General features: G+C 71.9%; 20 protein-coding genes. 2 read left to right on the forward strand and 18 right to left on the reverse strand.

Going from position 1 to position 24,499, the window contains the following annotated elements; genetic code table 11:
* Positions 1-93: 93 nt before the first annotated feature.
* The 11 genes from POF43_RS00965 to POF43_RS01015 all read right to left on the reverse strand — a co-directional run bounded on the left by POF43_RS00965 (position 94) and on the right by POF43_RS01015 (position 13,646).
* Positions 94-957 carry an SAM-dependent methyltransferase gene (locus tag POF43_RS00965; RefSeq protein WP_271312815.1) on the reverse strand — a complete coding sequence of 288 codons (864 nt, stop codon included), beginning with the start codon at positions 955-957 and terminating at the stop codon, positions 94-96.
* Positions 958-1,240: 283 nt separating this feature from the next.
* The gene (locus POF43_RS00970; RefSeq protein ID WP_271321952.1) at positions 1,241-2,500 is read right to left on the reverse strand and encodes an amidohydrolase family protein; all 1,260 of its coding nucleotides are present in this window, start codon (positions 2,498-2,500) and stop codon (positions 1,241-1,243) included.
* Positions 2,501-2,505: 5 nt separating this feature from the next.
* Positions 2,506-3,450: a UbiA family prenyltransferase gene (locus tag POF43_RS00975; RefSeq protein WP_271321953.1), complete on the reverse strand. Its 945-nt coding sequence runs from the start codon at positions 3,448-3,450 to the stop codon at positions 2,506-2,508.
* Complete coding sequence (locus POF43_RS00980) at positions 3,447-4,085, reverse strand: nitroreductase family protein (RefSeq protein ID WP_271321954.1); 639 nt, start codon at positions 4,083-4,085, stop codon at positions 3,447-3,449. Before POF43_RS00980 ends, POF43_RS00975 begins: the two co-directional genes overlap by 4 nt.
* Positions 4,082-5,131 carry a ScbA/BarX family gamma-butyrolactone biosynthesis protein gene (locus POF43_RS00985; protein WP_271321955.1) on the reverse strand — a complete coding sequence of 350 codons (1,050 nt, stop codon included), beginning with the start codon at positions 5,129-5,131 and terminating at the stop codon, positions 4,082-4,084. The genes POF43_RS00980 and POF43_RS00985 overlap by 4 nt, the downstream gene beginning before the upstream one ends.
* A 14-nt stretch (positions 5,132-5,145) precedes the next feature.
* On the reverse strand, positions 5,146-6,156 hold the full coding sequence (locus tag POF43_RS00990; protein ID WP_271321956.1) for a nucleoside-diphosphate kinase: 1,011 nt from the start codon (positions 6,154-6,156) through the stop codon (positions 5,146-5,148).
* The gene (locus tag POF43_RS00995; RefSeq protein ID WP_271312809.1) at positions 6,153-7,286 is read right to left on the reverse strand and encodes an SDR family oxidoreductase; all 1,134 of its coding nucleotides are present in this window, start codon (positions 7,284-7,286) and stop codon (positions 6,153-6,155) included. Before POF43_RS00995 ends, POF43_RS00990 begins: the two co-directional genes overlap by 4 nt.
* Complete coding sequence (locus tag POF43_RS01000) at positions 7,283-7,495, reverse strand: phosphopantetheine-binding protein (RefSeq protein WP_271321957.1); 213 nt, start codon at positions 7,493-7,495, stop codon at positions 7,283-7,285. Before POF43_RS01000 ends, POF43_RS00995 begins: the two co-directional genes overlap by 4 nt.
* A gap of 91 nt (positions 7,496-7,586) precedes the next feature.
* On the reverse strand, positions 7,587-9,242 hold the full coding sequence (locus POF43_RS01005; RefSeq protein ID WP_271321958.1) for a hypothetical protein: 1,656 nt from the start codon (positions 9,240-9,242) through the stop codon (positions 7,587-7,589).
* The gene (locus tag POF43_RS01010) at positions 9,239-10,939 is read right to left on the reverse strand and encodes an AMP-binding protein (protein ID WP_271321959.1); all 1,701 of its coding nucleotides are present in this window, start codon (positions 10,937-10,939) and stop codon (positions 9,239-9,241) included. Before POF43_RS01010 ends, POF43_RS01005 begins: the two co-directional genes overlap by 4 nt.
* Positions 10,932-13,646 carry a phosphoenolpyruvate synthase gene (locus POF43_RS01015; protein WP_271321960.1) on the reverse strand — a complete coding sequence of 905 codons (2,715 nt, stop codon included), beginning with the start codon at positions 13,644-13,646 and terminating at the stop codon, positions 10,932-10,934. The genes POF43_RS01010 and POF43_RS01015 overlap by 8 nt, the downstream gene beginning before the upstream one ends.
* Before the next feature lie 313 nt (positions 13,647-13,959).
* On the opposite strand from POF43_RS01015, the gene POF43_RS01020 reads away from it, so the two are divergent.
* Positions 13,960-15,363, forward strand: a complete 1,404-nt coding sequence (locus POF43_RS01020) for a cytochrome P450 (RefSeq protein ID WP_271313920.1) — start codon at positions 13,960-13,962, stop codon at positions 15,361-15,363.
* A gap of 464 nt (positions 15,364-15,827) precedes the next feature.
* Positions 15,828-17,006, forward strand: coding sequence for a cytochrome P450 (locus POF43_RS01025; RefSeq protein ID WP_271321961.1), 1,179 nt, complete (start codon positions 15,828-15,830; stop codon positions 17,004-17,006).
* Positions 17,007-17,039: 33 nt separating this feature from the next.
* Here POF43_RS01025 and POF43_RS01030 read toward each other — a convergent pair whose 3' ends face one another.
* The 7 genes from POF43_RS01030 to POF43_RS01060 form a co-directional block, all read right to left on the reverse strand.
* A complete protein-coding gene (locus POF43_RS01030; RefSeq protein WP_271321962.1) occupies positions 17,040-17,792 on the reverse strand; it encodes a DUF5825 family protein in 753 nt (250 codons plus the stop codon).
* Entirely contained in the window at positions 17,789-19,657 is a 1,869-nt protein-coding gene (locus POF43_RS01035) for a RiPP maturation radical SAM C-methyltransferase (RefSeq protein WP_271321963.1), read from the reverse strand. The genes POF43_RS01030 and POF43_RS01035 overlap by 4 nt, the downstream gene beginning before the upstream one ends.
* Positions 19,658-19,752: 95 nt before the next feature.
* Positions 19,753-20,841, reverse strand: a complete 1,089-nt coding sequence (locus POF43_RS01040; RefSeq protein ID WP_271321964.1) for a histidinol-phosphate transaminase — start codon at positions 20,839-20,841, stop codon at positions 19,753-19,755.
* Positions 20,842-21,142: 301 nt separating this feature from the next.
* Positions 21,143-22,096, reverse strand: a complete 954-nt coding sequence (locus POF43_RS01045) for a 2-dehydropantoate 2-reductase (protein WP_271321965.1) — start codon at positions 22,094-22,096, stop codon at positions 21,143-21,145.
* 67 nt (positions 22,097-22,163) lie between these two features.
* On the reverse strand, positions 22,164-23,378 hold the full coding sequence (locus tag POF43_RS01050; RefSeq protein WP_271321966.1) for a cytochrome P450 family protein: 1,215 nt from the start codon (positions 23,376-23,378) through the stop codon (positions 22,164-22,166).
* Entirely contained in the window at positions 23,375-23,722 is a 348-nt protein-coding gene (locus POF43_RS01055; RefSeq protein WP_271313927.1) for a MoaD/ThiS family protein, read from the reverse strand. Before POF43_RS01055 ends, POF43_RS01050 begins: the two co-directional genes overlap by 4 nt.
* A 51-nt stretch (positions 23,723-23,773) precedes the next feature.
* Entirely contained in the window at positions 23,774-24,493 is a 720-nt protein-coding gene (locus POF43_RS01060; RefSeq protein WP_271313928.1) for an MPN domain-containing protein, read from the reverse strand.
* Between the last annotated feature and the right edge of the window lie 6 nt (positions 24,494-24,499).

The raw sequence follows: 24,499 nt of genomic DNA on the forward strand, positions 1-24,499 counted from the left end.
GCCGGCGCGTCACGCGTCCGGCGGGGTGCGGGGAACGGTGGGGAGCGGGGCCCGGCGAGCTTCGAGGAGCGGCCGCCGGGCGGCCGCCCGCGGTCACCGGACGGCTGTCAACAGGCTGACGCGGCCCGTGCCGGGCGACGCCGGGTCGAACGCCGGGGGAACGGCGCGGCCGTGCCGCCGGGCCAGGTCGGTGAGCGGCTCCTCCGCGGCGTCCCAGCCGTAGGTGCCGAGCCAGTCGCCGGGAGAACGCGTCATCTCGTTCTTCCACAGCGTCGACAGCAGCTTCACGGCGCCCTCCGGCTCGGCGGCCGCCGCCACCTTGGCCTGGTCCGATTCGACCATCGCCCGGGTGACGTGTTCCACCGCGAGGTGGCTGCCCGGCGCCGACAGCGCGCTGATCCGGGCCAGCAGGCCGTTGGCGTCCTCCTCGGACAGGTAGACCAGCACCCCCTCGACCAGCCAGGCCGTCGGCTCGTCCGCGCGGAAGCCCTGCTCGGCCAGCGGCACGGTCCAGTCCTCGCGCAGGTCCGCCGCGATCACCTCGCGCCGGCAGCGCGGCTCCTCATCCCGCAGGACGTGTTCCTTGAAGGCGAGCAGGTCGGGCTGGTCCAGTTCGAACAGGCGGGTCCCGGCCGGCCAGTCCAACCGGTGGGCGCGGGTGTCCAGGCCGGCCGCCAGCAGCACCATCTGGCGGCAGCCCGCCGCGCCGGCCCGGGCGAACCAGTCGTCGAAGTACCGGGTGCGCAGCGCGAAGTAGTCGCCCATGGCCTCGGCGAACCCGTCGCCCCGCCCCTTGCTCCAGACCGCCTGCTGCCCGGCGCCCGCGGCGTCGAGGAAGCGCCGGGCCAGGTGGTCGTCGAACAGCCGGTCCGCCCGTTCGCTCTCGGCCGCGCGGGCCATGCCCACGACCAGTGCGGTGCTGCTGACACCGGTGAGGAGTCCGGATCCGTCGGTCATGGCGTTCTCCGCTTCGTGTGGTCGCCCGTCAGGTCGATCGGGCCGTTCGCACGGCCGCCGTACGCGCTGCGGCCGCTCAAGCCGTCATCGCTGCGGCCGGCACTCAAGCAGCCACTGCTCCGGCGGCCACTGCTCGTACCGCCGCCGCTCAAGCCGCTGCCGCTCCGGCGGCCAGCACTGCGGCCGCTGCTGCTCCGGCCGCCATTGCTCGTGCCGCCATCGCTCCGGCCGCCACTGTTCGTACCGCTACCGTTCAGGCCGCTACGGCTCGAGCCGCTGCCGCTCATGACGCCGTGCGCTTGCGGTACGCCTCGCGGTCGAATCGGACACCGCCGCGCCAGATCCCCTCGATCGCCCGGGTCGCGGTGATGTCCTTCGTGGGGTCGCCGGCGACGAGCAGGAGGTCCGCGCGCCGGCCGGGGGCGATCACCCCGCGGTCGGTGAGGCCGAAGTACGCGGCCGGTGCCGAGGTGGCGGCGGCGAGCGCCTGCTCCGGGGTCAGCCCCGCTTCGACGAGCAGGGTCAGCTCGGCGTGCAGACTGGCGCCGTGGACGACCGGGCAGGCCCGCCCCGGCCGGTGGTTGGCGTCGGTCCCGGCCAGCACGGGCACGCCCGCCCGGTGCAGGCGGGCCACGCTGGACAGGGCGTGCCCGAAACGGTGCTCGGGCGAGGGGTGCTCCACGCACAGGCCCTCGCCGCCCTCCGTGATCGCGGCGTGGGCGTCCGGCGGCAGGTGGCCGGCGATCCGCGGGTCCTCCGCCAGGGACCGCGCGACGTTCACCCCGGGGCCGGTGCGTACCGCCGACAGCTCCAGGATCGCCAGGGTGGGGATGACGACCCGACCGTCCTCAGCGGCGCGGCGGACGAACTCCTCGTCCACGACCGCCTCAAGGGGCAGGTGCGTCAGCACGTCCACACCGCTGTCGAGGGCCAGCCGCGCGGACCACATGGCGGACACGTGGGCCACGCTGAGCAGGCCCCGGCGGCGGGCGGCGTCGGCGAGCGCGGTCACGGTCGCCCGGTCCAGGGCGGGCAGCGACATCCCGTGGTTGACGCCGTCGTCCACCATGATCTTGATGAAGTGCGCGCCCTCCGCCTGACGGTCCGCCACGAAGGCGTCCGCGTCACCGGGGCCGGCGACGGTCGGCAGTCCCGGCATGGTCACCGCGGGATGTCCTTCCGGCGCGCTCGCCAGCAGCCCGGCACTGCGCAGGTCGGCGAGGTCGGGCCGCCCGGCGGCCAGTTCGCACAGGGCCCGGGTCTCCTCCGGCGGGCCCATGAACATGTCCAGCTCGGTCGTCACGCCGAAGGCCAGGGCCAGTTCGAGGTTGCTCTCGGCGCCGAACACGTGCGTGTGCGCGTCGATCAGCCCCGGCAGCAGCGTCATGCCCGTGCCGTCGATCGCCCCGGCCGGCGCGGGGGCCCCCGGCGTGGGGTGGGTGACGACGCGGGTGATGACGCCGTCGGCGAACTCCACCCGGCCGGGGCCCGTCGTCGACGTTCCGTCGAAGATCCGTGCCCCGTCGATGATCACCGGTCGCACCTGTCTCACCGTCCGATCGCGATCGCCGTGGATCCGTAGAAACACAGCAGGTTGAAGAAGAGCACGAAACCCATCGCCGGGAGCGCCAGCCCGGACGGCCGCCGGCGCAGCAGGAAGCGCCACGCACCGAGGACGGGGAAGAGCAGGGCCGCCGCCGGCCACAGGCCGGACCGCCCCAGCAGCGCCGGCGCGAGCAGCACGGCGCCCGTGGCCAGGCCCAGGCTGATCGCGGCGCTGCCGCGCGGGCCGAACACCTGCGAGTACAGCCGCGCCTGCGGATCGGGCCGCCACTCGGTCTTGCGCGCGAACTCGAACTGGAGGAAGACGCACGCGAACACCGCCAGTAGCGCCACGAGCCGCCCGTCGGCGTGGACGGCGCCGCCGGTCACCAGCGAGACGCACAGGTAGACCGACAGCAGCAGCTGCACCGGATAACTGACCAGCAGGCCGGCCACCTGGTTGTCGACCAGGCGCGGGAAGCGGCGCTCCAACGCGGCCAGGAACAGTGTGTATCCCAGGGCGAGCAGGATCAGCAGGACGGAGGACGCCGACACCAGCAGGTTCAGGGCGGCGACCAGCACGGTGATCAGCGCCATGGCGCCGCGCAGTTCCGCGACCGTGATGGCGCCCGTCACCAGCGGCCGGTCCGGATGGTGGCGCCGGTCGTACTCCAGGTCCTTCTGCTCGTCGGCCATCCGGACGAACAGCAGCGCCAGCACCACGCTCGCCGCGCGCACCGCGGTCGCCCATGACGGCGTCCAGTGCCCGGCCGGTGCCGCCAGCCGCTCCGCGCCGCCCTCCAGGGCCAGCGTCCACAGCACGCCGTAGGTGACGTAGATCTGCGGGCGGAACATCCGCAGCACGAAGCGGCCCAGCCGGGCCGGTACCTCGGACAGGGCCGGGGCGGCGAGCGGGGTGCCGGGCGCGGTGTCCAGCGGGGTGGTGTTCACCGCTCCCACCTGTTCCAGGACACGACCTCGTCGAGCGGCTGGCGCGGGGTGGGTCGGAAACCGGGGCCGCCCGTCGTGTACCCGACGGCCAGCAGGGCGACCTGGGTCACCTCGTCGGCCGGGATGCCGAGCAGCTCCGCCACCTCGCGTTCGTGGGCGAGGTGCACCGTGGTCAGCGCGGCGCCCAGCTCCCGGCTGCGCGCGGCCAGCATGAAGCTCCACAGCGCCGGATAGACGGATCCGAAGAAGCCGGACTGCTGGGCGAGCGGCGCGTCACGCGGCAGCCGCCCCCGGGTGGCCGCCAGTACGAGCGCGGGCACCTCGTGCAGGTGGTCGGCGAGGTACCGCACCCCGGCGACGGCCCGCTCGCTCATCGCCGCCGGGGGACCGGCCGCGAGGTAGGCGTCCGAGGCGGCCTTGTAGTACCGGGCGATCCCCGCCTTCGTGGCCGGATCGTCGATGACCAGGAACCGCCAGTTCTGCCGGTTCGCCCCGTTGGGCGCGTGCAGGGCCAGCCGCAGGCACTCCTCGATCAGCGGCCGGGGGACCGGCCGCGTCAGGTCGAGTCTGCGGCGCACGGTCGGCGTACGGGTCAGCAGCCCGTCGATGTCGAGGGTGACGGGGGCGGTGGTCATCTCGTCCCCGCCTCCGCGCCGGCGCCGATGCCGGTCAGGTGGACCTCGCCCACGCCGGTGCCGGCCGGGCGCTTTTCACCCTCGGCGACGGCGGTCAGGCATACCTCGCCCTCGGCGACGGTGCGTCCCTCCTGCCGCAGGGCGCAGCGCAGGACGGCGTTCGTCCCGTCGGTCCGGGTCAGGACGCTCTCGCAGCTGATCGGCAGATCCAGTTCGCCGATCCCGGTGAAGCGCGCGTTCACCCCGGTGAGCAGGGCCGACGCCGACGGCAGTGCCCCGGTGGCCACGGCGGTGGCGATGCCCAGCTGCCGGAACGCCTCCAGGGTCAGCATGCCGGGGACGTGGTCGACGACGTGGTCGAACAGCACGGGGTGGCCGGTGTCGACGACGAGCCGCGCGGTTCCCGTCGTCCGGTCGCCCGGCGGGACCCGGAAGGAGGACAGGACCACGTTGGCGGGGTCGCGGCGGTCGACCAGGAGCTCCCCGACGCGCGGCGGCGGCTCGGGGGCGTCGATGACCAGGCCCGGGGCCAGCCCCAGCTCCGTGCGTCCCTCGTCGCGCATCGCCTGCCACCGGTCGGGCGGTACCCAGGACATGCTGCACTCCAGCGTCGCCGCCACCCGGTCGCCGACCAGCGCGGTGTAGCGCAGACGTGCCCCGCTCACACCCGCGCGGCCGCGGAAGCGGCGCAGGATGTGGCAGCGCAGCACCACTTCGGTGGGGACGCCGCACACCGCCAGCGCGGTGGGGTCGGCGTCGCGCAGGGCGATCTCGCGGAGGATGAACTTCGTGCCGAAGGGCATGTCGAACAGCTCGTGCCCCAGCATGATGAGCGTCTGCCGGGCCGCCTCCACCAGCACCATCGGGTCGTAGAGGTGCCGGCACCCGGCCGTGTCGCGGTAGAAGGCGTGGGAGCGCGGGATCTGCGTCCCCACGTCGAGGGTGTCCTCGTCCCGGGCGACCGCGCCGGTGACCAGCACCTCCGCCACACTCAGCCGGTGGACGAGCTCCCGGGGCACCGTACGGCTGAACTCCACCGTGTCCATGCTTCTCCTCCTGGTTACCTGGACGCGGGCTGCCCGGCCGTGAGCCGTGCCATGTGGAGCTGCCAGTCGGACACGCTGACCCCGTCGAGCACGGGGGCCAGACCCTTGCGCTTCATCGGCAGGACATGGGTGCCGACGATCACCACGTCCCAGGTGTCGAGCGGGAGACCGGCCCGCCAGACGGCCTCCAGCAGCCGCTGGTAGCCCTCCGGGGACCAGGCGGTCAGCCGGGCCGCGCGCAGTTCGTCGCGGACCGCGCCGGGCGGCATGGACTCCTCCGCCTCCAGCACCGCCTGCTTCAGGCGCTCCGCCGCCGGCTCGAACGTCAGATCGCGCTGCGGCACTTCGGCGTGCAGCTGCTCGGCCAGTTCGAGCGCCCGCCCGGAGCGGTCCTCGCCGGACAGCGCGTCGGCGTAGAGCCGCTCGCGGGCCGCGGTGTCGAAGTGGATGCCCAACTCCCGTGCCACGTCCGCCGGTTCGTCGGGAGTGTGGACGAGGTTGAGCAGGAAGCTGTAGCGGCCGATGGCGTACCGCAGCTGGCCGGGGACCCGGGCGAGCGGGTCGGTCGGTCCCTTGCGTTCGGTGACGACGACCGACGCCGGCACGGCCCCGGCCTCGTCGGTCTGCGGGCGTACGACGAGCACCACCGCGTCGCACGAGTCCATGAACAGGTCCGCGAGCCGGCGCCGCTGCGGCGTGGCCAGGTTCCACTGGTAGTACCACAGCGACCGCACGGTGGTCCGGGTGAGCCGGGTGCGTTCCGCGGCCACGATCCGCAGGCCGTTCGCGGCCAGCCACTCGACCGTCGCCGGTATCTGCCGGCTGACCACCGCGTCGGGCTTGAGCAGCAGCGCGGCGTGCCGGTGCAGGAAGCCGTCCACGTCGGCGGTCATCGCGCCCAACTGCTCGACGCTCTCCAGGAAGTAGGTGTCCGCGGCGAACAGGGCGCGCTTGCGCGGGTCGCAGCTGAGGGCGGGGGAGACCTCGTCGCCGAAGGGGCGGGCGTCCACCGTGTCGCCAGTCATCGGCCGGCTCCGTTCGCGTCGTTCGCGGCGGGACCGGACACATCCGCTCCCGTGAGGTCCAGCCGGGCCAGCACGTCCGCGACGCCGGGCAGGGGCGCGCCGAGGTAGCCCGACTCCAGGCAGTGGTCGATCAGCCGGCGCAGGAAGTCCTGCCCGCCGCCGGGCGCCGGACGGGCGACCAGTTGCGCGGTGTTGGAGGCGTCGAACGCCATCCGGCGCCGGAAGTAGCTCTCGTACAGTGCGACGACCCGCTCGTAGTACACCCGCTCCTCCCGCGGCAGCCGCCCGAGGTCGAAGCTCGTCGGCGGCACGAACCGCGGCACCTGGAACGAGGGGTACTCGGCCATCACGTCGGAGAAGTCCCGCAGCGTCAGCGGAGCGCCCACCGCGTGGAAGGTGCGGCCGGCCGCCTCGTCGAACCGCTCGGTGACCTGTGTGATGACGTCCGCCACGTAGTCGACGGGCACCAGGTCCAGCCGTGCCTCGTACTGGCCGGGGATGGAGCGGACCTTGCCCTCGGTGGTCAGCTTCAGCACGACGTAGATGTTCTTGTAGTCGCGCACCACGCCGGTGTGCTCGTCCCCGACGACGATGCTGGGGCGCACCACGGCCGAGCGCACCCCGTCGGCCCGGGCCTTGTGCACCAGCGTCTCGGCCCGCAGCTTGCTGGCCTCGTAGGCGTTGGCGAGCCGCTGGCCCTCGTCCAGTTCCGTCTCGAGGATCAGCCCGTCGCGCTCACCGCACACGTAGGCGGTGCCCACGTGGACCAGGTCGGCACCGCCGGCGCGGGCCAGCTCCAGCACGTGCGCGGTGCCGTCGACGTTGACCCTTTGGTAGTCCTCCTCGGGGCGGCCGAAGTCGGTGATCGCGGCGCAGTGCACGATCCGGTCGATCCCGCCGGCCAGCGCCTCGTGGTCGGCCTCGGACAGGCCGAGCCGGGGCCGGGTCACATCTGCGGTCAGGCACCTGACGCCGGCCGCCTCCAGCGGGGTGCCGTCGTTGCCCACCAGCACCGGCGTGCGGTGGACCAGCGCGGTCACCTCGTGGCCGGCCGCCGCCAGCCGGGCGGTGACCTCCGCGCCGACCAGTCCGGCCGCGCCGGTCACCAGGACCCTCAGCCGCCGCCTCATCGCGCCGCCTCCTGTCGCCGGGCCGCGGCCACCATGCGCACGATGTCGCCGAGCGTGGTGACCATGGCCGTCTCCTCCTGGGGCAGCTCCGGAAGACCGAAGCCCTGTTCGAGTGCCAGCGTCAGCTCGATGAGCCGCAGCGAGTCGTAGGCCAGATCCGCCACCAGCGTGGTCTCGTCGGCCAGTTCGACGCCCGTCATGGGCGCCATCGCGCCGACGATCGCGTACACCGTGCTCCGCGTCGCGTCCTCGGTGGGGCAGGGTGGGTTCGGGTGGGACGTCAACGTTCCTCCAGCAGCGTCAGACCGAGGTGGCATGGGGTTGCGCCCCTCCGCTCGACAGCAGATCGCTCGCCTCGTCGATGGGCAGGTCCGCGTTGAGGTGGGCGCCGAGACGCAGCCAGTCGTAGCCGATCTCCAGGGTCTGCCGCCATCCGTCCGAGGAGCCGAACGAGGACGGGAAGCTGTGCGCGCCCGTGGCCCGGCGCACCAGGGCGACGAAGTCGTCCAGCGCCGCCAGCGCGGCGGCCCCCTCGGTGTCGCAGGCGACCGTGAGGGTCTCCAAGGACGGGGCGCTCGCCCGGATCTCGTCGAGGTCCGCCGCGGCCGGGAGCAGCGACAGCCGGCGCACGACCTCGGAGTCCGGCGGCAGCGGGTTGACCGCGTAGGCGCTGAGCACCCCGCGCAGCGAGAACCGCAGCATCCGGCGGGCGCTGAGCTGGGCGACGCTCCACTGCCCGCGGTCGAGGGCGCCGACGAGGTCCTCGCGGGCGTTCTCCACCAGCACGTTGGACCACACCAGGGTCATCGCGGCGGCGCTGAACCGGCGGGCGGGCACCGGCACCAGGTCGACCGCCTCGGCGCCGCCGGCCGCCGCCCCGCCGATGCCGACGACGGGACGCGCGGTGCTCGGCGGCGGTGTGACGTCGCCGGAGGGCGCCGCCAGCGGCATGCGGGGGACGATCGTCCCCTCGCCCTTCCACGCCGCCCGCACCAGGCCGAACCGCAGGAACTGGGCGATCAGCGGCCCCGCCTGCGGCACGCCCGCGACCTGCGCCGTGGCCAGCGTCTGCTCCAGGGTCCGCCCGAAGACGAGGGAACGCCACGCCCGCGCCGCACGGTCGCCGAGGACGAACACGTCCTGCTGGCCGCGCACGACGTGCACGCGCTCACCGGTCTGCCAGGTGGTCACCGCACCGGCCCGCGCCACGGTGATCCGCCCGGCCTCCGGCTCGGCACCGGTGACGCCCAGGTCGACGGTCAGTCGGGCACCCTCGGTGACGTAGTCGGCCGCGTCGAGACCGGAGACGTCCAGCGACGCCAGCGCCCGGTAGCGGGCGCACAGCGGGTGGTCGCCGATCCGGTCCAGCTGCATGGGCAGCCACTTCGGCTCCAGGTACGCCTCCCCGCGCCCCGCCGCCCAGGACTTCACGGCCTGGAGCAGTCCGGCCTCGGTCCACGCCGCGGCCTCCCGCTCCTCGCCCAGCTGCCGCAGGACGAGCGCGTACCGGACCGACTGGCGCGCGGCGTGCGCCCACCACTCGCGGGCGGTGTCCTGGAAGTCGTCGAAGGACATCAGCCCCTTGACCTTCGCCACCAGCTCCGGGTTGCGCAGCGGGAAACTGCGCAGCAGCCGCTGGCAGCGGTTCAGCAGATCCTCCGGTGCCGCCCCCGGCCGGCCGGCCGCGGCCGCGGTGACCGCGGAGAACTGCTCCGCGACCTGCCGCACCGAACGGGTCCTGATCTCCACGCGCCGCCCGTCGACGAACAGCAGCGACGGCATGGTCGGCAGGTCCGCGTCGCTGTCGGCGATCAGCAGGAAGTCGATGTCGGACGACGAGTTGCCGAAGCCCTCGGCGATCGAACCCTCCAGCACCACCGCGCAGTCGGCCACCGAACGGATCTGCGGATAGGCCTTGTCGAGCAGGCTCTGCAGGTACTCCTCGCTGAGGATCACGCGGGTCTCCCGGTCGTGGTGTCGGTGGCCTCAAGGACACGCGCGTCCTTCAGGCGGCCTGCTCGCAGCTGTTCCCACATGTGGCGGCGCTTCGGTTTCCCGCTGGAGGTTCTGCTGATCAGTCCGCTGCGGCCGACGACGACGGTGATGGCGACCTCGTCCGACAGCGCGCCGCGCAGTGCCCTCGTGGCGTCCTCCACCCACGCGCCGGCCGTCCTCTCCGCGAACAGCGTCACGGTGGCGCCGCCGCTGCCCTCGACGCCGACGACCGCGCACTTCTCCCGCGCGATCCCGGTCGCGGAGACCACCTTCGACTCCAGGTCCTCCATGTAGACGCTGCGCCCGTGCGCCTTGAGGCTGTCGCCCATCCGGCCGAGCACGAACAGCTCGCCCCGGTGCAGGAACCCGGCGTCCCCGGTCCGGATGCCGTCGCCGGTGTACCGCGTGGAGCCGGTGCGCCCGGCGTGGTAGCCGCCGGTCACCGAAGGGCCCGTCACCTCGATCTCGCCGAGGTGCCCGGACGGCAGCGGCGACCCGTCCTCGTCGACGATCGCCACGCCCACCCCGCCGCCGGGGCGCCCGCAGCCGATCATCCAGCCGTCCTCGCCGTCGTCCGGCGACTCGGCACTGCCGAACCGGCGCTCCGCCGCGATCACGACCGGAGCGCCGAAGCGCAGGCCGCCGCCGTCGACGCGCACGGTGGGCGCCGCGGCGTCGCCGGAGCCGACGGTCACCGCGAGCGTCGCCTCGGCGAGGCCGTAGGACGGCAGGTAGACGGAAGGGGAGAAACCGGCGGGCGCGGCGAGTTCGGCGAAGCGCTCCAGGATGCGCGGGACGATCGGTTCGGCGCCGATGATGGCGTTGCGCCACGCCGACAGGTCCAGCTCCCCGAGCCGTTCGCCGAGCCGCCGGGCCGCGTACTCGAACGCGAAGGGCGGCGCGGCCGTGTGCGCGGCGACGGCGAACGTCCTCAGCCAGCGGGCCGGATCGCGGATGAACTGCTCGGGGCGCATGAGCCACAGGTCGTCCTGGAGGCTCGTGGGGGTGAGCAGGCAGCCGATGAGGCCCATGTCGTGGTGGAGCGGCAGCCAGGAGGTCGCGGCGTCGCCGGCCCGCCAGCCGAGCCGCTCGCGGATCAGCCGGATGTTGGCCTCCAGGTTCGCCCAGCTGACGCGCACCCCGCGCGGCCGGCTGCTGGAACCCGAGGTGAACTGCAGCAGGGCCAACTCACCGGGCTCGCGGACGGCGGCCTCCTGGCCGTCGTCCCGCCAGATCCACGGCTCCCGGTCGCGACCGGCCGCGGCCAGCACCCGCGCGGCCAGCGGCGCGAGACTCTCCGCGGTGATGGTGACGGCGGCCGCGGCCTGCTCCACGATTCCCGCCGCGTGCTCGACGTACTCCGCCTCCGCGGCGAACGCCGGCGGCGGCACGAGGCAGACCGTCGCGCCCGCCGCCCAGACGCCGAAGAGCGACGACAGGCAGGGGTAGCCGGTCGGCAGCAGCACGCACACCACGTCACCGCGCCCCACGCCCAGCGCGGCCAGCGACCCGGCCACCCGCCGTGCGGAGGCGGCGAGTTCGCGGTACGGGTGGAAGACCCAGCCGCCCCGGTCGTCCGCCAGGTGGATGCCCCGGTCGTCGGCGCCCGGGCCGGTGCGGGCCGGCTCCGCCAGCCAGGCGAGCAGGTGGTCACTCATGGTCCGCGTCCTTCGCCGTCCCGGGCGCGTCCGGCGCCTCGGCCAGGATCGTCACCGTCCCCGCCGCCCCGTCCACCCGCACGCGCATCCCGGTCTCCAACTCCGCCATCACGCCCTTGACCTGTACGACCGTCGGAATGCCCAGCTCCCGGGCGACGATCGCCACGTGCGTCAGCGGGCTGCCCCGCTCGATGACCAGCGCCGAGGCGGACGGCAGCGCGGCCACCCAGCCCGGGTCCGTGCGGTAGGTCACCAGCACACCGCCGTTGACGTCGACCGGGGTGTCGGTGACCACCGCGCGGGCCTCCACCACACCGGGACAGCACGCCGTGCCGCGCAACTCCTGCACGCCGGTGCGCACCGCCGGGCCCGCCGAGAAGCCGGCCCGCTCCAGATTGCCCCGCCAGTAGGGCGCCCCGCGCGTGGTGAACCGGGAGGGCGCCGAGAGCAGTTCGTCCTCGGCGCGCTGCCGCTTGCGCAACTCCACCAGGCTGCGCAGCCCGGTGTGCCCGGTCGAGCCCTCGTAGGCGCCCCGCAACTCGTCGAGGTGCAGGAAGAACACGTCGTTCCAGTGGTCGATCGCCCCCATCCGGGCGAGGTCGCGGCCCATCGCCCGCAGCATCCGCTTCGCCGAACCGAACGCCCGGGTACGGCAGAACCTCAGCCGCTCCCGGTTGTACAGCGAGCTCTGCGCCTTGCGGCGCACGACGCCGTGCAGCCACCGGCGCGGCCCGCGAAGGCGGGTGTCGAGGTAGGCGTCGGCCTTCCCCGCCGGGTCGGTGTCCACCTCCGGCAGCGCGGTGCGCACCAGGGCGAACAGGGTCGACGGGTCCTCCCGCAGGTCGGGCACCTCCAGCTTCAGCTCGTCGAGGCTGCGGTAGCCGTACGCGGCCACGTACTCGTCGACCGCCGCCAGGAAGGCGGTGTGGCCGCCCTCGCGCAGCGTGGCGTGGGTGCGTTCGGCCGGGGTCTCGCGGACCAGCCGCTCCAGTTCGGGGTCCTGCCGAACGGTGGCCGCCAGCCGCGCCAGCGCACGCGCCGGCTCGATGGACTCCACCTTCGGTCCCGGACTCGCGGCGCTCCAGGTGAGCCACTCGGGGGCGTCGGGCAGCCAGCGCCGGTTCAGCAGCGCGAGCCCGCCGATGGACCACAGGATCGCCGCGTCCAGGGCCTGCATCGGACCCCACTTCTCCAGCAGGTCCTTCTCCAGGGCACGGAAACGCCGGTAGACGTCCTGGCCCTCCATCGCGTCGTAGTCGACGTTGTCGAATTCCTCGTACGCCGAGTAGAAGTACGCCATGAAACGCTCCACCGAGCGGTTCATCGTGAGGAAACGGCGTACGAAAGCGGCGACCGTCCGGGCCCGGCTCAGCCGGCCGGTCAAGGACGACGAGAAAGTATAGGGGTAAATCGCCTCCGCCATGTCGTCGTCGAGTTCCTCCTCGACACCGATGGCGATCTCCAGGACTTTCCTGTTCAGTTTGTACAACGGTGCGATGCGCACCATCCGGTACCAGCTGAGCAAGTTGTAGTACACCCGGCCGTGGAAATAGCCGAGCATGTGAGGAGCCCATTCCTCGATCTCGCGCAGCCCGGCCCGGGGAACCCGCAGGCTCCGCGCGTAGCTTTCGTACACCGTGCCGTAGACATGGGCCGCGAAGCTGTATGTCAGCGGCGAGACGATTCCGGAGAAGCTCTCGACGATGTTGGCGTTGTCCCAGATCCGCAGTTCGCCCTCGCTCGGCGTCCGGTCGGCCGGCGCGACGTGCTGCGGCAGCGCGGTGACGGGACGCGTCTGAAGGATCCACAGGACGTCGTCGGCCAGCGCCCACTCGATGTCCTGCGGGGTGCCGAAGGCGCTCTCGATGCGCGCCCCGGCCTCGTGCAGCCGCGCCAGCTCCTTCGGCGTCAGCGACAGCCGCTCGCGCTCCGCCGCCGGCACCTCGCTGACCAGGCAGCCCGAACCCGCGGCGTCCGCGTGGTAGCGCTCGCCCTTGTCGCCCAGCACCGTCTCGACCACCTCGCCGGAGGCCGCGTCGAGGACCACGGTGTCGGCGTCGACGGCCCCCGAGACCAGGCCCTCGCCCAGCCCGTACACCGAACTGACCACGTACCGCCCGCGGTTGCCGCTCACCGGGTCGGCGGTGAACATGACCCCGCTGCGTTCGGAGTCCACCATCTGCTGCACGACGACGGCGATGCCCGCCCCGCGCAACGGCAGCCCGTGCCGCAACCGGTAGTGCAGGGACCGTTCGCTGAAGACCGACGCCCAGCAGCTCTTGACGTACGCCGTCACCTCGTCGAGCCCGCAGACGTTCAGATGGGTGGCGAACTGCCCGGCGAACGAGTGCTGCGCACCGTCCTCCTCGGCGCCGGAGGAACGCACCGCCACCCGGCCGCCGCCCACCCGCGCGTACGCGTCCTCGACGACCGACGCGGCCCGTTCACCCAGATCTCCCGACCCGATGATCCCGGCGAGCAGACCGGATATCCGCCCCGCCGTCTCCTCGGTGACGTCGGCGAGCAACGCCTCGACGCGCCCCGACCCGTCGAGCGCGGCGACGTATTCCTCGAATACGTCCAGACCCACCACGGCCCACCGCGGGACGTCGAGCCCGAATCCCGAGAGTTCGTGGAGATGTTTTCCCTTGCCACCTGCTAATAGCGCGACCTCATCGGGAGGACTCTCGGCGATTATGGTTCGCATGAAACCCCTCGATGATTCGAGCCCTGTGGGCGAAAGCGCGCTCGTCCGGCGGTGAAGTCGTCGCACAACGTAGCAAGACTCCGCACGGCCGCCATCCGGCCATCTCCTTTGTTTATGGGTTTCCCTAGTGACTGGTGAACCCCGAAGCGGCTCCCGGTCGGCCCATGTCTAGGATTCCCCTCAGCTCTCGGCCCGCCTCCCGTCCCCATGCCCTCAGTTCTTCCCGGCCGCCGGCGGATTCCCGGCCGACCGACCCCCGTGGCCACCGACCGCAGGCCCTGAACTGGGCAGACGCCGGAAAATGGAGTAAACGATGCCTCCCCTTCCCCCCGGATCGCGGCAGCCTGCCTTCCTGCAGACCATCCAAATGCGCGACCCGGTCCGCTACTTCGAGACCCTGCGGCGGCGTCACGGTCCGGTGTTCCGCATGAAACTGCTCGGCTTCCCGCCCCAGGTGGTCGTCTCGAACGCGGAGCTGGCCAACCGGATCTACGCCACGGACGGTGACGGCAGCCGCGCCGGAGCCCTGCGCGCCGGATACGTGCCGTGGGTCGGGGAGCACTCGCTGCTCACGAACGACGGCGAGGAATGGTGGCGGCACCGCAAACTGCTCAGCCCCACCCTGCACGGCCGGTCCATCGCCGGCTACCCCGACATGATCGCCGAGATCGCCGCCCAGGACATCAGGACGTGGCCGCTCGGCACCCCGTTCGCGCTGCGCGAGCACATGCAGGCCATCACGCTGGAGGTCACCCTGCGGCTGGTCTTCGGCGTCGCCGACCCCCACCAGGGAGCCCGGCTGCGGGCCGCCCTGATGGCCCTGTCCAAGGCCAGCGGCTCCCCGGCCCTCTTCCTCACCCCCGCGCGGCTGCGCAGCTGGGCGGAGAAGTCACCGCTGGCGGCACGCCTGCCGTTCCTGCCGACGACCCGCGCCATGCAGGCGGCCAAGGCCGTCGATCATGTCCTGTTCGACGAGATCTCCCGGCGCAGGAACGAGCAGGACGACGAGGCCACCGACGTCCTGGGCCGGCTGGTGCGGGCCCGCGACGACGAGGGCCAGCCGATGAGCGACCAGGAGATCCGCGACGAACTGCTGACCCTGCTGGAGGCCGGCCTGGAGACCACGGCCACCGGCCTGTCGTGGACCTTCGAACGGCTGATGCGCAACCCGGAGGTGCTCGGACGGCTCCAGGAGGAGCTGGAACGGGGCGAGGAGGAGGTCTACCTCGACGCCGTCATCAAGGAGTCGCTGCGCTCGCGGCCGGTGATCTTTGGCATGGGCCGCCTGCTGGACAAGCCGCTGCGGCTGGCCGAGTACGAGATCCCGGCCGGCTGGGTCGCCATCCCGATGTTCTCCCTCATCCTCCAGGACAGCACGGTCTACCCCGACCCCGAGGAGTTCCGCCCGGAGCGCTTCCTCGGCGACAACACCAAGGCGGCGCAGAAGTCCTTCCTGCCGTTCGGCGGCGGCCGCCGCTACTGCGTCGGCGCGCAACTCGCCACGATGGAGATGAAGGTCATCACCCGCGAGGTGCTCAGGCACGTGCGGTTGACGGCCGTCGACCCGGCGCCGGAGGCCCAGCGCATGTGGCACGCCACCCTCGTCCCGGGCCGGCAGGCCGTGGCCGTCGCCCACGAACAGCCGCTGGAGCGGCGCCCGTCGGCCGAGCCGGCGACGTGCCCCGTGCACCAGGCCCCGGCGGAACAGGGCAGCTGAGCGCGGAGCGGAACCGGGAACGAGCCGGCCGGCGCCGGAGGATGGCCTTCGGCGCCGGCGGGTGGCCGGTTCGGCACCGGTGAACGGCCTTTCGGTGTGGGTGGGTGGTCGTTCGGCGCCGGTGGGTGGTCGGTCGACGCCGGTGAACGGCCTCTTCGTGCGGATGAGTTGGCCTCCGGTACTGAGCAACAGCCCTTCGGTGCCGGTCAGTTGTCATCCGGTACCGGTCAACAGTCTCGGTGCGGGTGAGTTGGCCTCCGGTGCCGGCCCTGCGTCGCCGAGGCCGTGACCGTTCGCCCGCCATCGCCACCGCCGTCGTCCCGTCCCGCCCCCGCTGCCCGGTCCGGCCCCGCCGCCCGGTCCGGCCCCGACCGACGTCACACGTTCACCCCACAGCAGCGACGGACCTCCCCGGTCAAGTGATGATCGGGGCCGTTCGTCCTCGGCGCTCAACCGGAGGGTTCATGTCCGATCCGATCACCCCCTTCGTCCCGGTCGAACGGGGGATCAGCGAACACCGGCCGGCGCACGCCGCGATGCGAGCGGCCGGCCCACTCGTGCGGGTGGAGGCGCCCGCCGGCGGTCCCGCGTGGATCGTCACCGAGGAGGACCTCGCCCGGCAGGTGCTGTCCGACCCGCGCTTCGTGAAGGACCCGGGCATGGCACCAGCCGACTGGGACCCGCGGGTGTCCGGCCTGGAACGGCCCGTCGCCGAGCAGATGTCGGTGACCACCCTGGACGGCGACGCGCACGCGGCGCTGCGCAAGGTGCACGCCCCGATGTTCTCGGCGCGCGGTGTCAGCCGGTACTACGACCGGATGGTCGCCATCGCCCGCGCACTGCTGGCCGACCTGGCCGCTTCGGTGCCGGCGGGCACCGCGGTCGACCTCACCACCGACTTCACCATCCGCTTCCCGCTGGCGGTGGTGGGCGACGTGCTGGGCGTGCCCGCCGAGCACGTCGACCTGGCGATCTCCGCGTGCCGGGACCTGTTCAACCCCGATCCCGCCGCGTTCGCCGCCGCCCTGGCGGCCTTCGCCCAGCTCGCCGACGCGGCGCTGGAGGCGGGCGACGGGGTGGCGGCCGAGCTGCGGGACCGGCTGCCGGCCGACACCGGCCACGACGACCTGCGCTACCTGATCCTGGTGATCATCTTTTCCGGGCAGCCGACCATGGAGGCGTTCCTGGGCTTCCTGGTGGCCAACCTGCTCGAACACGGCGCCGCCGGCAGCGACCGCAAGGCGCTCGACGAGTTCGTCCAGGAGGTGCTGCAACGCCAGCCGCCCGCCCCGTTCACGCTGTGGCGCTTCACCGCGGTCGAGGTCGAACTGGCCGGGGTCACGCTGCCCCCGGGCACGCCGGTGATGGTGGACCTGTTCGGTATCACCGTCGACCCCGACCGCCCGGCCGGCGGCCCGGACCTGATGTTCGGCGCCGGCCCGCACTACTGCATCGGCGCCCAACTCGCGCTGTTCCAGATGCGCGCGCTCACCGAGGTGCTCGTCAACGACTATCCGCACGCACGCCTCGCCGTCCCCTTCGCCGACCTGCGCCAGATCGACGGCGGCGGCACCCTGGGCGGCAGGCTCACCGCGCTGCCGGTCGTCCTGCACGGTGAGGACCGCCGGCCGACCGCCTCGTAGCCACCGCTTTCGGCTACGGGTGCGGGAACCCGCTCATATGCCTACCGGTGCGTCGTGCGGGTTCGTCTCCGACTTCTTTCCGGCCGAGGCCAGGGTTCCGCCGAGCAGAACCGATCCCAGGGGCCAGGAACGCATGTGCACCGGAAGGGTCACGCAATGGTCCCCGAACCGCATGATCAGGCCCTGGTCCACCAACTTCTCGGCTGCGGCGGTGAGTTGGGCGGTCCGGGTGACCTCCGCCCACGCCCTTGCCTCCAGTGCCTGGAGGAAGACGTCCATCATGGCGGGATCGTCCACGATGGTCCGGCTGCTGGATTCGGGTCGCTGATCGACGACGGACAGGAACTTCGGCCCCTTGCGGAAGTAGAGCAGACCGAAACTCCGCGAGGAGCGCCACTCGCCGTCGAACGACGTCCCGTTCTCCCGCACGGTGATGGTGTCGGGCGCCGGCAGGTGGTCCAGCCGCGGGATCAGGTCGAGCTGTTGCGCGCCCAGGGTCAGCGACCAGGCGGTCCGGGTGCCGATCGAGGAACACTCGCGCAGCAACGCGATGATCCGCACGATCGCCTGATCGGGGAGCGCCGTCAGGTCGGCGGGTTCCGCCAGCCGCACCCCGGCGACCGGCACCCGGGGCAGCAGTGCCGCCAGTTCGCCGGCGAGCGGGAGTTCGGCCCCGCCGGAACCGAGCGTCAGCGTCGCCCCGGCGGGCCGGCCGCCGGCCGCCGCGCGTCCTTCGCCCGAAGCCCGGGTCCTGAGTTCGTCGATGTCCATCAACGCGTCGTTCATGATGCCGCGACCTCCTTGCCGTCGACCAGCTTGCGCCGGTACGGGTCCACCTCAAGGGCGACGCTCACGTAGCGCCCCTCGTCCTCGAAGGCCAGGCCGCGGTCGACGAAGTAGCGGAGCGCCTCCTCGAGGTCCGCGTCCCCGATGGTGTATCCGCTCTCGGTCAGCCGCCGGCGGATGCCCTCGTGGGCGGCGCCCTGGAACATGCCGAGGTAGATGTTGCTGCGGACCTCGTCCAGCTCGATGACCTCCTGCGGCCAGCTGGCGCGGCGGTCCTCGATGACCACCCGGCCCCGGTCGTCGGACCAGTAGGACAGAGTGCTCTCCGGGTACGCCTTGGCCCATTCCTCGACGCCCTGCTTCAGCTCGTCCTCCAGGGGGCCGACGATCCCCTGGGCGCTGCTGTCGAAGAGGTAGACGAGGTCGTACAGCTGATCGCGCGGTACCTGGTAGATGAACTCGTAGATCTCGGCCGGCCGGCGGAACATGAATCCCTGGGTGGGGTCCTCGAAGTAGGGGCTGAACCGCTCCAGCGCTATGCGCCACGCTCCGGTCGGCGGTTGCAGGTGCTCGATCGCGGAGAACTTCTTCAGCAGCTTGCGGTAGTCGTCCTCGGTCTCACCGGGGAAACCGTAGAGGATGTTCCACGTCACGTTCAGGCCGAGGTCCTCGCCGTCGCGCAGCATGCGCACGTTGTGCGCGGCGCTGACGCCCTTGTCCATCAGGCGCAGCACGTGGCTGCTCAGGCTTTCGATGCCCGGCTGGACGTAGAGGACGTTCGCCTCCCGCAGGCTGTTCAGCTGGTCCCGCGTCATGTTGGACTTGATCTCGTAGTGGATCCGCAGATCGCAGTCGAGAGCGGCCATCGCCGGCATGGCGGTGGTGAGGTATTTCATGTCGAGAATGTTGTCCACCATGATCAGGTCGAGGATCTGGTGGCGCTCGGCGAGATCCCTGACCTCGTCGGCGATGCGCTCGGGAGCCTTGCTCCGGAAATCGATGTTCGAGCCGTTCAGGCCGCAGAACGTGCATTGGTGGACTTCGCCCCACCAGCAGCCGCGGGAGGTCTCCAGCACCATCTTCGGACGGACGCTGTGCTGGAACAGGGAGGTTTCGAGTGCCTGGAAGTAGCTGTCGTAGTTGGGCGCGGGCACCGCGGCGAACGGCAGCGCCCCCTTGGCGGCCTCGTTCACCACCGTCCGGCCTTCCTCGTCCCGCCAGCTGAGCCCGGGGACGTCGGCGAAGGCCGTGCCCTTGGCGATGCGGTTCAGCAGCGCGGGCAGCGCGCGCTCGCCCTCGCCGCTCACCGCGAAATCGATCTGCGGGAAGTTCCGGTGCAGCGCGGCGCCCTGCGGTCCGTCGCAGTTGCTGCCGCCGAGTACCGTCCGAATGGCCGGTACGAGCCTCTTCAGCTCCTTGGCCAGCGCGAGGGACGGCACGTTCTGCATGAACGTGCTCGTGAATCCGACCACCTCGGGCGGATCGGCGGCGATCTCGGCCGCGATGTCCCGGATGAACGCCCGGGCGTACTTCTGCATCTCGACCGGGACCAGCGGGTCCACGTCCCGCTGCTGGAGGAACTCGGAGAACTCGTCGGCCTTGTAGGCGTCCACGTCGTACAGCGCCGGTGTGAACACCCAGTCGCCCACGCCGTGGAACACCTGGTCCGCGACCTTCTGGTAATCCGCCGACGAGATGGTGCCGTTGCTCTCACGCATCAGGTATTCGGCCCAGCGCATGTTGACGTACAGCTCTTCGACGGCCCAGCCGGCGGCGTTCTTGCGGACGCACTGCCCCAGGATGCCCAGCGCGCTGGACGGTGTGTCGAGCCCTTGCCAGGGCATGGAGATCATCAGGAGTTTCACAGGATTCCTACCCTAGGATTTCTGTCGATGGCGGAAGCCGCGCGGGGTTGCGGTGGACGGGGGAGCGAGGTGAAGCACGTCGAACGGGCGGATGGTCAGGACCAGTTGGCGCGGTCGGTCCGGTCGAGCGCCGTCAGCAGCAGCCGGTGTGCCGCGGCCCCTCCCACCGAGATCCGCACACCTTGTCCGGGACAGGCCCGCACCTTGACCCCGGCCGCCGCCGCGGCCCGGGCCAGCGGCTCGGCGGCGCAGGTGAGCGGGAGCCAGACGAAGTTGGCCCGGGACGGCAGGACGGGCAGCCCCAATGCCGCCAGGCCCGCGGTCAGTTCCTCGCGTGCGGCGCTCACCGCGTGCAGGCGGTCGCGCAGTTCGGCCGCACTGTGCAAGGAGGAGATCGCGGCCCGTTCGGCGAGGTGCGTCACGCCGAAGGGCAACGCGGCCTTGCGGACGGTGGCGATGATCTGCCGCGATCCGGCCGCGTAGCCGACCCGCAGGCCGGCCAGCCCGTACGCCTTGGAGAAGGTGCGCAGCAGCACGGTGTTGCCGTGCTCCCGTATCACCTCCGACCGGCCCGGCGGGTCGCCGCCGCGGTCGAACTCCACGTACGCCTCGTCGAGCACCGTCACCACGTGGTCCGGCAACGACCGCAGGAAAGAGCGCAGTCGGGCGTCGTCGATCATGGTCCCGGTCGGATTGTGCGGGGAGCAGAGGATCACCACCTTGGTCCGGGCACTCACCCGGGCCCGGATCGCCTCCAGATCGTGGTGTCCGGACGCGGTCAGCGGAATATGGATGCTGCTCGCGCCGCACATGGCGACCAGCAGCGGATACGCGTCGAACCCCGGCCAGGCGTAGATGACGTCGTCGCCCTCACCGCACAGCGCGAGAAGGATCTGCTGGAGCACGCCCGCACTTCCCGGGCCGACCGCCACCTCGTCGGCCTCGACGCGCAGATGACCGGCGATCTCCCCGGTCAGTGCCCGTGCGGTGGGATCGGGATAGCGGGCGAGTCGCGTGAAGCCCTCCTCGATGACGGACAGCACGGTGGGCAGCGGGGGAAGGAACAGCTCGTTGCTGGACAGGTCGAAGGCGACGGGCGGGTCTCCCTCGGCGTTCGACGACTCCGAGCCCCGGTAGGCCGTCATGTCCCGCAGGGTGCTGCGTCCTGCGTACCTCACGTTCATCGCGGGAGACTCCTCGTGACGTAGTGGGACGTCCGACGTCGGTACACCGGCTCCATGGCTTGCCGGACCACGCCCGCCGCTCCCGGTGGGCGTGTCGCCCCGGAGCGGGGCGTCGCGCACCCGGCCGGTGGGCGTCCGGCGGCTCGCGGAGCCGTTCCACCGCGGGGGCCGCCGGGCGGGAGCGGCTCGCGCAGCCGTTTCCACCGCAGGGTCGCCGGGCGGGCGGCTGCCGGACCGCGGCGGTGATCGCGGGCCCCGCGGCGGCGGCCGGGGTGCCGGGGAGACCGCGATTCCCGGGCGGTCAACCAGTCTTCGCCGTCCGTGCCACCCGGGTGGCGAGCAGCTCGTAGAGCATCTCGTGGACCGGCGCGGTCCGGCCGGCCCGTTCGGCGAGCCGGACCGCGGCCCCGGTCCAGGCTTCGAGTTCCGACGGCCTCCCCGCCAGGATGTCGCGCTGCAACGAGGAGGTGACGTCCGGGTGCTGACGGTCCATCAGACCGGTCGCGGTCTCCAGGGCGTCCTGCGGCAGCGCGATGCCGAGTCCGGTGGCGGTCTCGTATATCTCCCGCATACCGGCGATCAGCATCCGCCGGGTGCCGGCCCGCGACCGCAGCTCCCCGATGGTCGCGCCGCCGGTGGCGGCTCCCAGGGTGCCGACGGGGACGACCAGCATGAACTTCGACCACAGGGCGGTCCAGATGTCGGCCGGTTCCATCGCGGTCACCGAGGCGTCGCCCAGCGCCTCGCGCAGGCGCGTCACCCGGGCGGAGACGCTGCTGTCCCACTCGGTGAAGCCCATCCCGCCGGGCCCGCCCAGGTGTTCGACCTCGCCCGGCCCGACCAGCGTGGCGACGACCCGGACGGTGCCGGGGAGCACCCGGCTGCGGCCGATGCCCGCGGCGACCTGCTCGGGAGCCTCCACCCCGTTCTGCAGGGTGACCACGGCGGTGTCGTCGCCGACCATCGGGCCCAGCGCGTCGATGGCCGCCGGCAACTGCGAGGTCTTGACGCAGAGCAGGACGAAGTCGACCTCGCCGATCTCCCCGGGATCGTCCGACGCCCGAACCTCCGGCACCGAGAAGTCACTCGACCCGTTGGCGACCCGCAGCCCCTTGCGCCTGAGCGCGGCGAGGTTCTCGCCGCGGGCCAGGAACCGCACGTCGTGGCCGGCGGCGGCGAGGCGGCCGCCGAAATAGCCGCCCACCGCGCCGGCCCCCACCACGGCGATGCTCGGTCCGCCCGGTTCCCCGGTCATCCTTCCTCACTTCCCACAGATTCCGGCCCGGGCCGTCCGGCCCGAGCGACACCGTTGCGCCGCACCGTCATCGGGGCAGCCGCCCGTCCAGCCGCACGGGCAGGGCCTCAAGGCCCCGGCTGAGCGAGCTGTCGGCGATCCAGGCGATCTCCTCGGGAGGCACCGCCAGTTCGAACCGCGGCAGCCGGCGCAGCAGCGTGCTGAAGGCGATCTCGCCCTGCAGACGGGCCAGCGGGGCGCCGATGCAGAAGTGCGCGCCATGGCCGAAGGACAGATGGCGGTTCGGCGACCTGGTGATGTCGAAGCGTTCCGGGTCGTCGTACACCTCGGGGTCGTGGCCGGCGCCGGACAGCGACAGGTGCACGAAACTCCCCTTGGGGATGTCCACTCCGCCGAGCCGCATGTCCTGCGCCGCGACCCGCAGCGAGGCCCAGGCGGCCGACCCCTCGTACCGCAGGATCTCCTCGATCGCCGAGGGAATCAGCTCGGGGGTGGTGCGCAGCGTCGCCAGCTGCTCGGGGTGCAGGAGCAGCAGCGTCGTGCCGTTGCCCACCATGTTGGCGACCGTCTTGTGGCCGGCGATGATCAGCAGCAGGATCGTCGACAGCAGTTCCCGTTCGCTGAACACCTCCTCGTCCCGGGCCCTGATGAGCTCGCTCAGCAGGTCGTCCCGCAGGTCGTTGCGGCGTTCGGCCACCAGCTTGGTGAAGTAGTCCGCGAACTCCTCGCTCGCCGCCTTCAGTTCCGACTCCGCGTGCTGCAGCGGATCCTGGCTGAGGACGTAGCTCCACTCCTGGAACAGCGGCCTGTCCTCGACCGGTATCCCCAGGTATTCGCAGATGGCGATGAGCGGCAGCGGCAGCGCGAAGGCGCTCAGCAGGTCGATCTCACCGGACTCCGGGAAGGCGTCGATGAGGTCGTCGACGATGTCCTGGATGCGCGGCCGGAGCCGGGCGACCGTACCGGGCAGGAAAGCCTTGCTGATGGGCTTCTTCAGCCGGCTGTGCTTGGGCGGGTCGGCGAACCCGAGATTGCCCACCACCAGGAGACTGCTGGCCGTTGCCTTGTCGCGGTACTGGGCGGGCAGGTTCTCGACCTGCTTGGACAGGCGCGGGTCGCCGAACGCCTCCTCGACGACCTTGTTCCCCAGTACCGCGTACGCCTCGGCGCCCGGCGGAATGTTGATCCGGTGAACCGGGCACCTGGACCTGAGTTCGGTGGTCGCCGCGTGCGGTGAGGGCCCGGGATCGGTGAAGAACTCCGAGGGAAGAATGTCCGTCATCGTGACTCCTGGGCTCCGGTCGTTCCGCTGCCGCCCGCTACCGCCGGCACTATCCAAATGACGTCCTGGTTCTCCACCTTCGTTTCGAGCCCTTCGAGTCCCCTGATGTCGCTGTCGTTGCGGTAGACGTTGACGTAGCGCTTCACGGAACCCTTCTGGTCCATGAGCCGCTCCAGTACGCCGGGAAAGCTCCGCTCCAGGCCGCTGAGCACTTCCCGGATACTGTCGCCCTCGACGTCCACCTGCTTCTGCCCGCCCGTCAGCGCGTTGAAGGCGGTGGGCAGCTTGATGGTCACAACAGGTGCCGGGAGACTCTTGCTGACGCTGTGCGAGACATCGGGCATGTCTTCTTCTCCTTGGATGGGCCCTGTGGTTTCACCGTGCCGGCGCGGCGGTCATACCCCGGGCAGCGATTCCACGTTGAACGCTTCGCAGATCGCGGACGGAATCCTTATGTCGAGCCGGTCGCACTCGTCCGTCCCGGGCCTCCAGCCGGCCACCCGATGCGCCATGCCGCGGCTGTTCTCGTGCACGTACCAGATCACGTTCACCGGCCAGCACGACTGGCGGAAGAGGTACTCGTCCATCAGCGTCGGATGTTCGCTCAGCTTCTGGTACCGCTCGTGCGGCGGCCCGATCTCGTGCCAGTTGGGGTGGGAGTGTATGGACCCCATCAGCTCCAGGCCGCTCGTGAACCGGTCCTTGATCGCCTGGAGCACGCCCTTTTCGTCGGACCAGAACCCCCGCCCGGGATTCCGGTACACGTCGCCGAACCGCGGGGCGATCGTGCCTTCGAATTCGGCCATGACGCTCTCGTCGCTGTCGCGGACGTTCGGCACGAACTCGATGTCGCTGATCGTTATCTCGTTGCCGTCGAACTGACCGAACAACAGGCCCGACGCGCGCGGCAGATGACTGGGCACTCCGTCGGCGTCGCGACTGTCCAGACACTTGCGGTATTCCTGCGCGGCATGGTCGATGAAACGCCTGGCGGGTTCGAGTTCGAAGCGGGCGGTCCGAGGCAGATCGCCGAACAGCGCGATTCCGTCCGCCGGGCCGGCCACCTCGCGAACGGCAGCATCAGTCACCCGCTGCGCGTCTTTCATCCCTGCCACTGGTGC

It is taken from the genome of Streptantibioticus silvisoli (genome assembly GCF_027947535.2).
GTDB lineage: Bacteria > Actinomycetota > Actinomycetes > Streptomycetales > Streptomycetaceae > Streptantibioticus_C > Streptantibioticus_C silvisoli.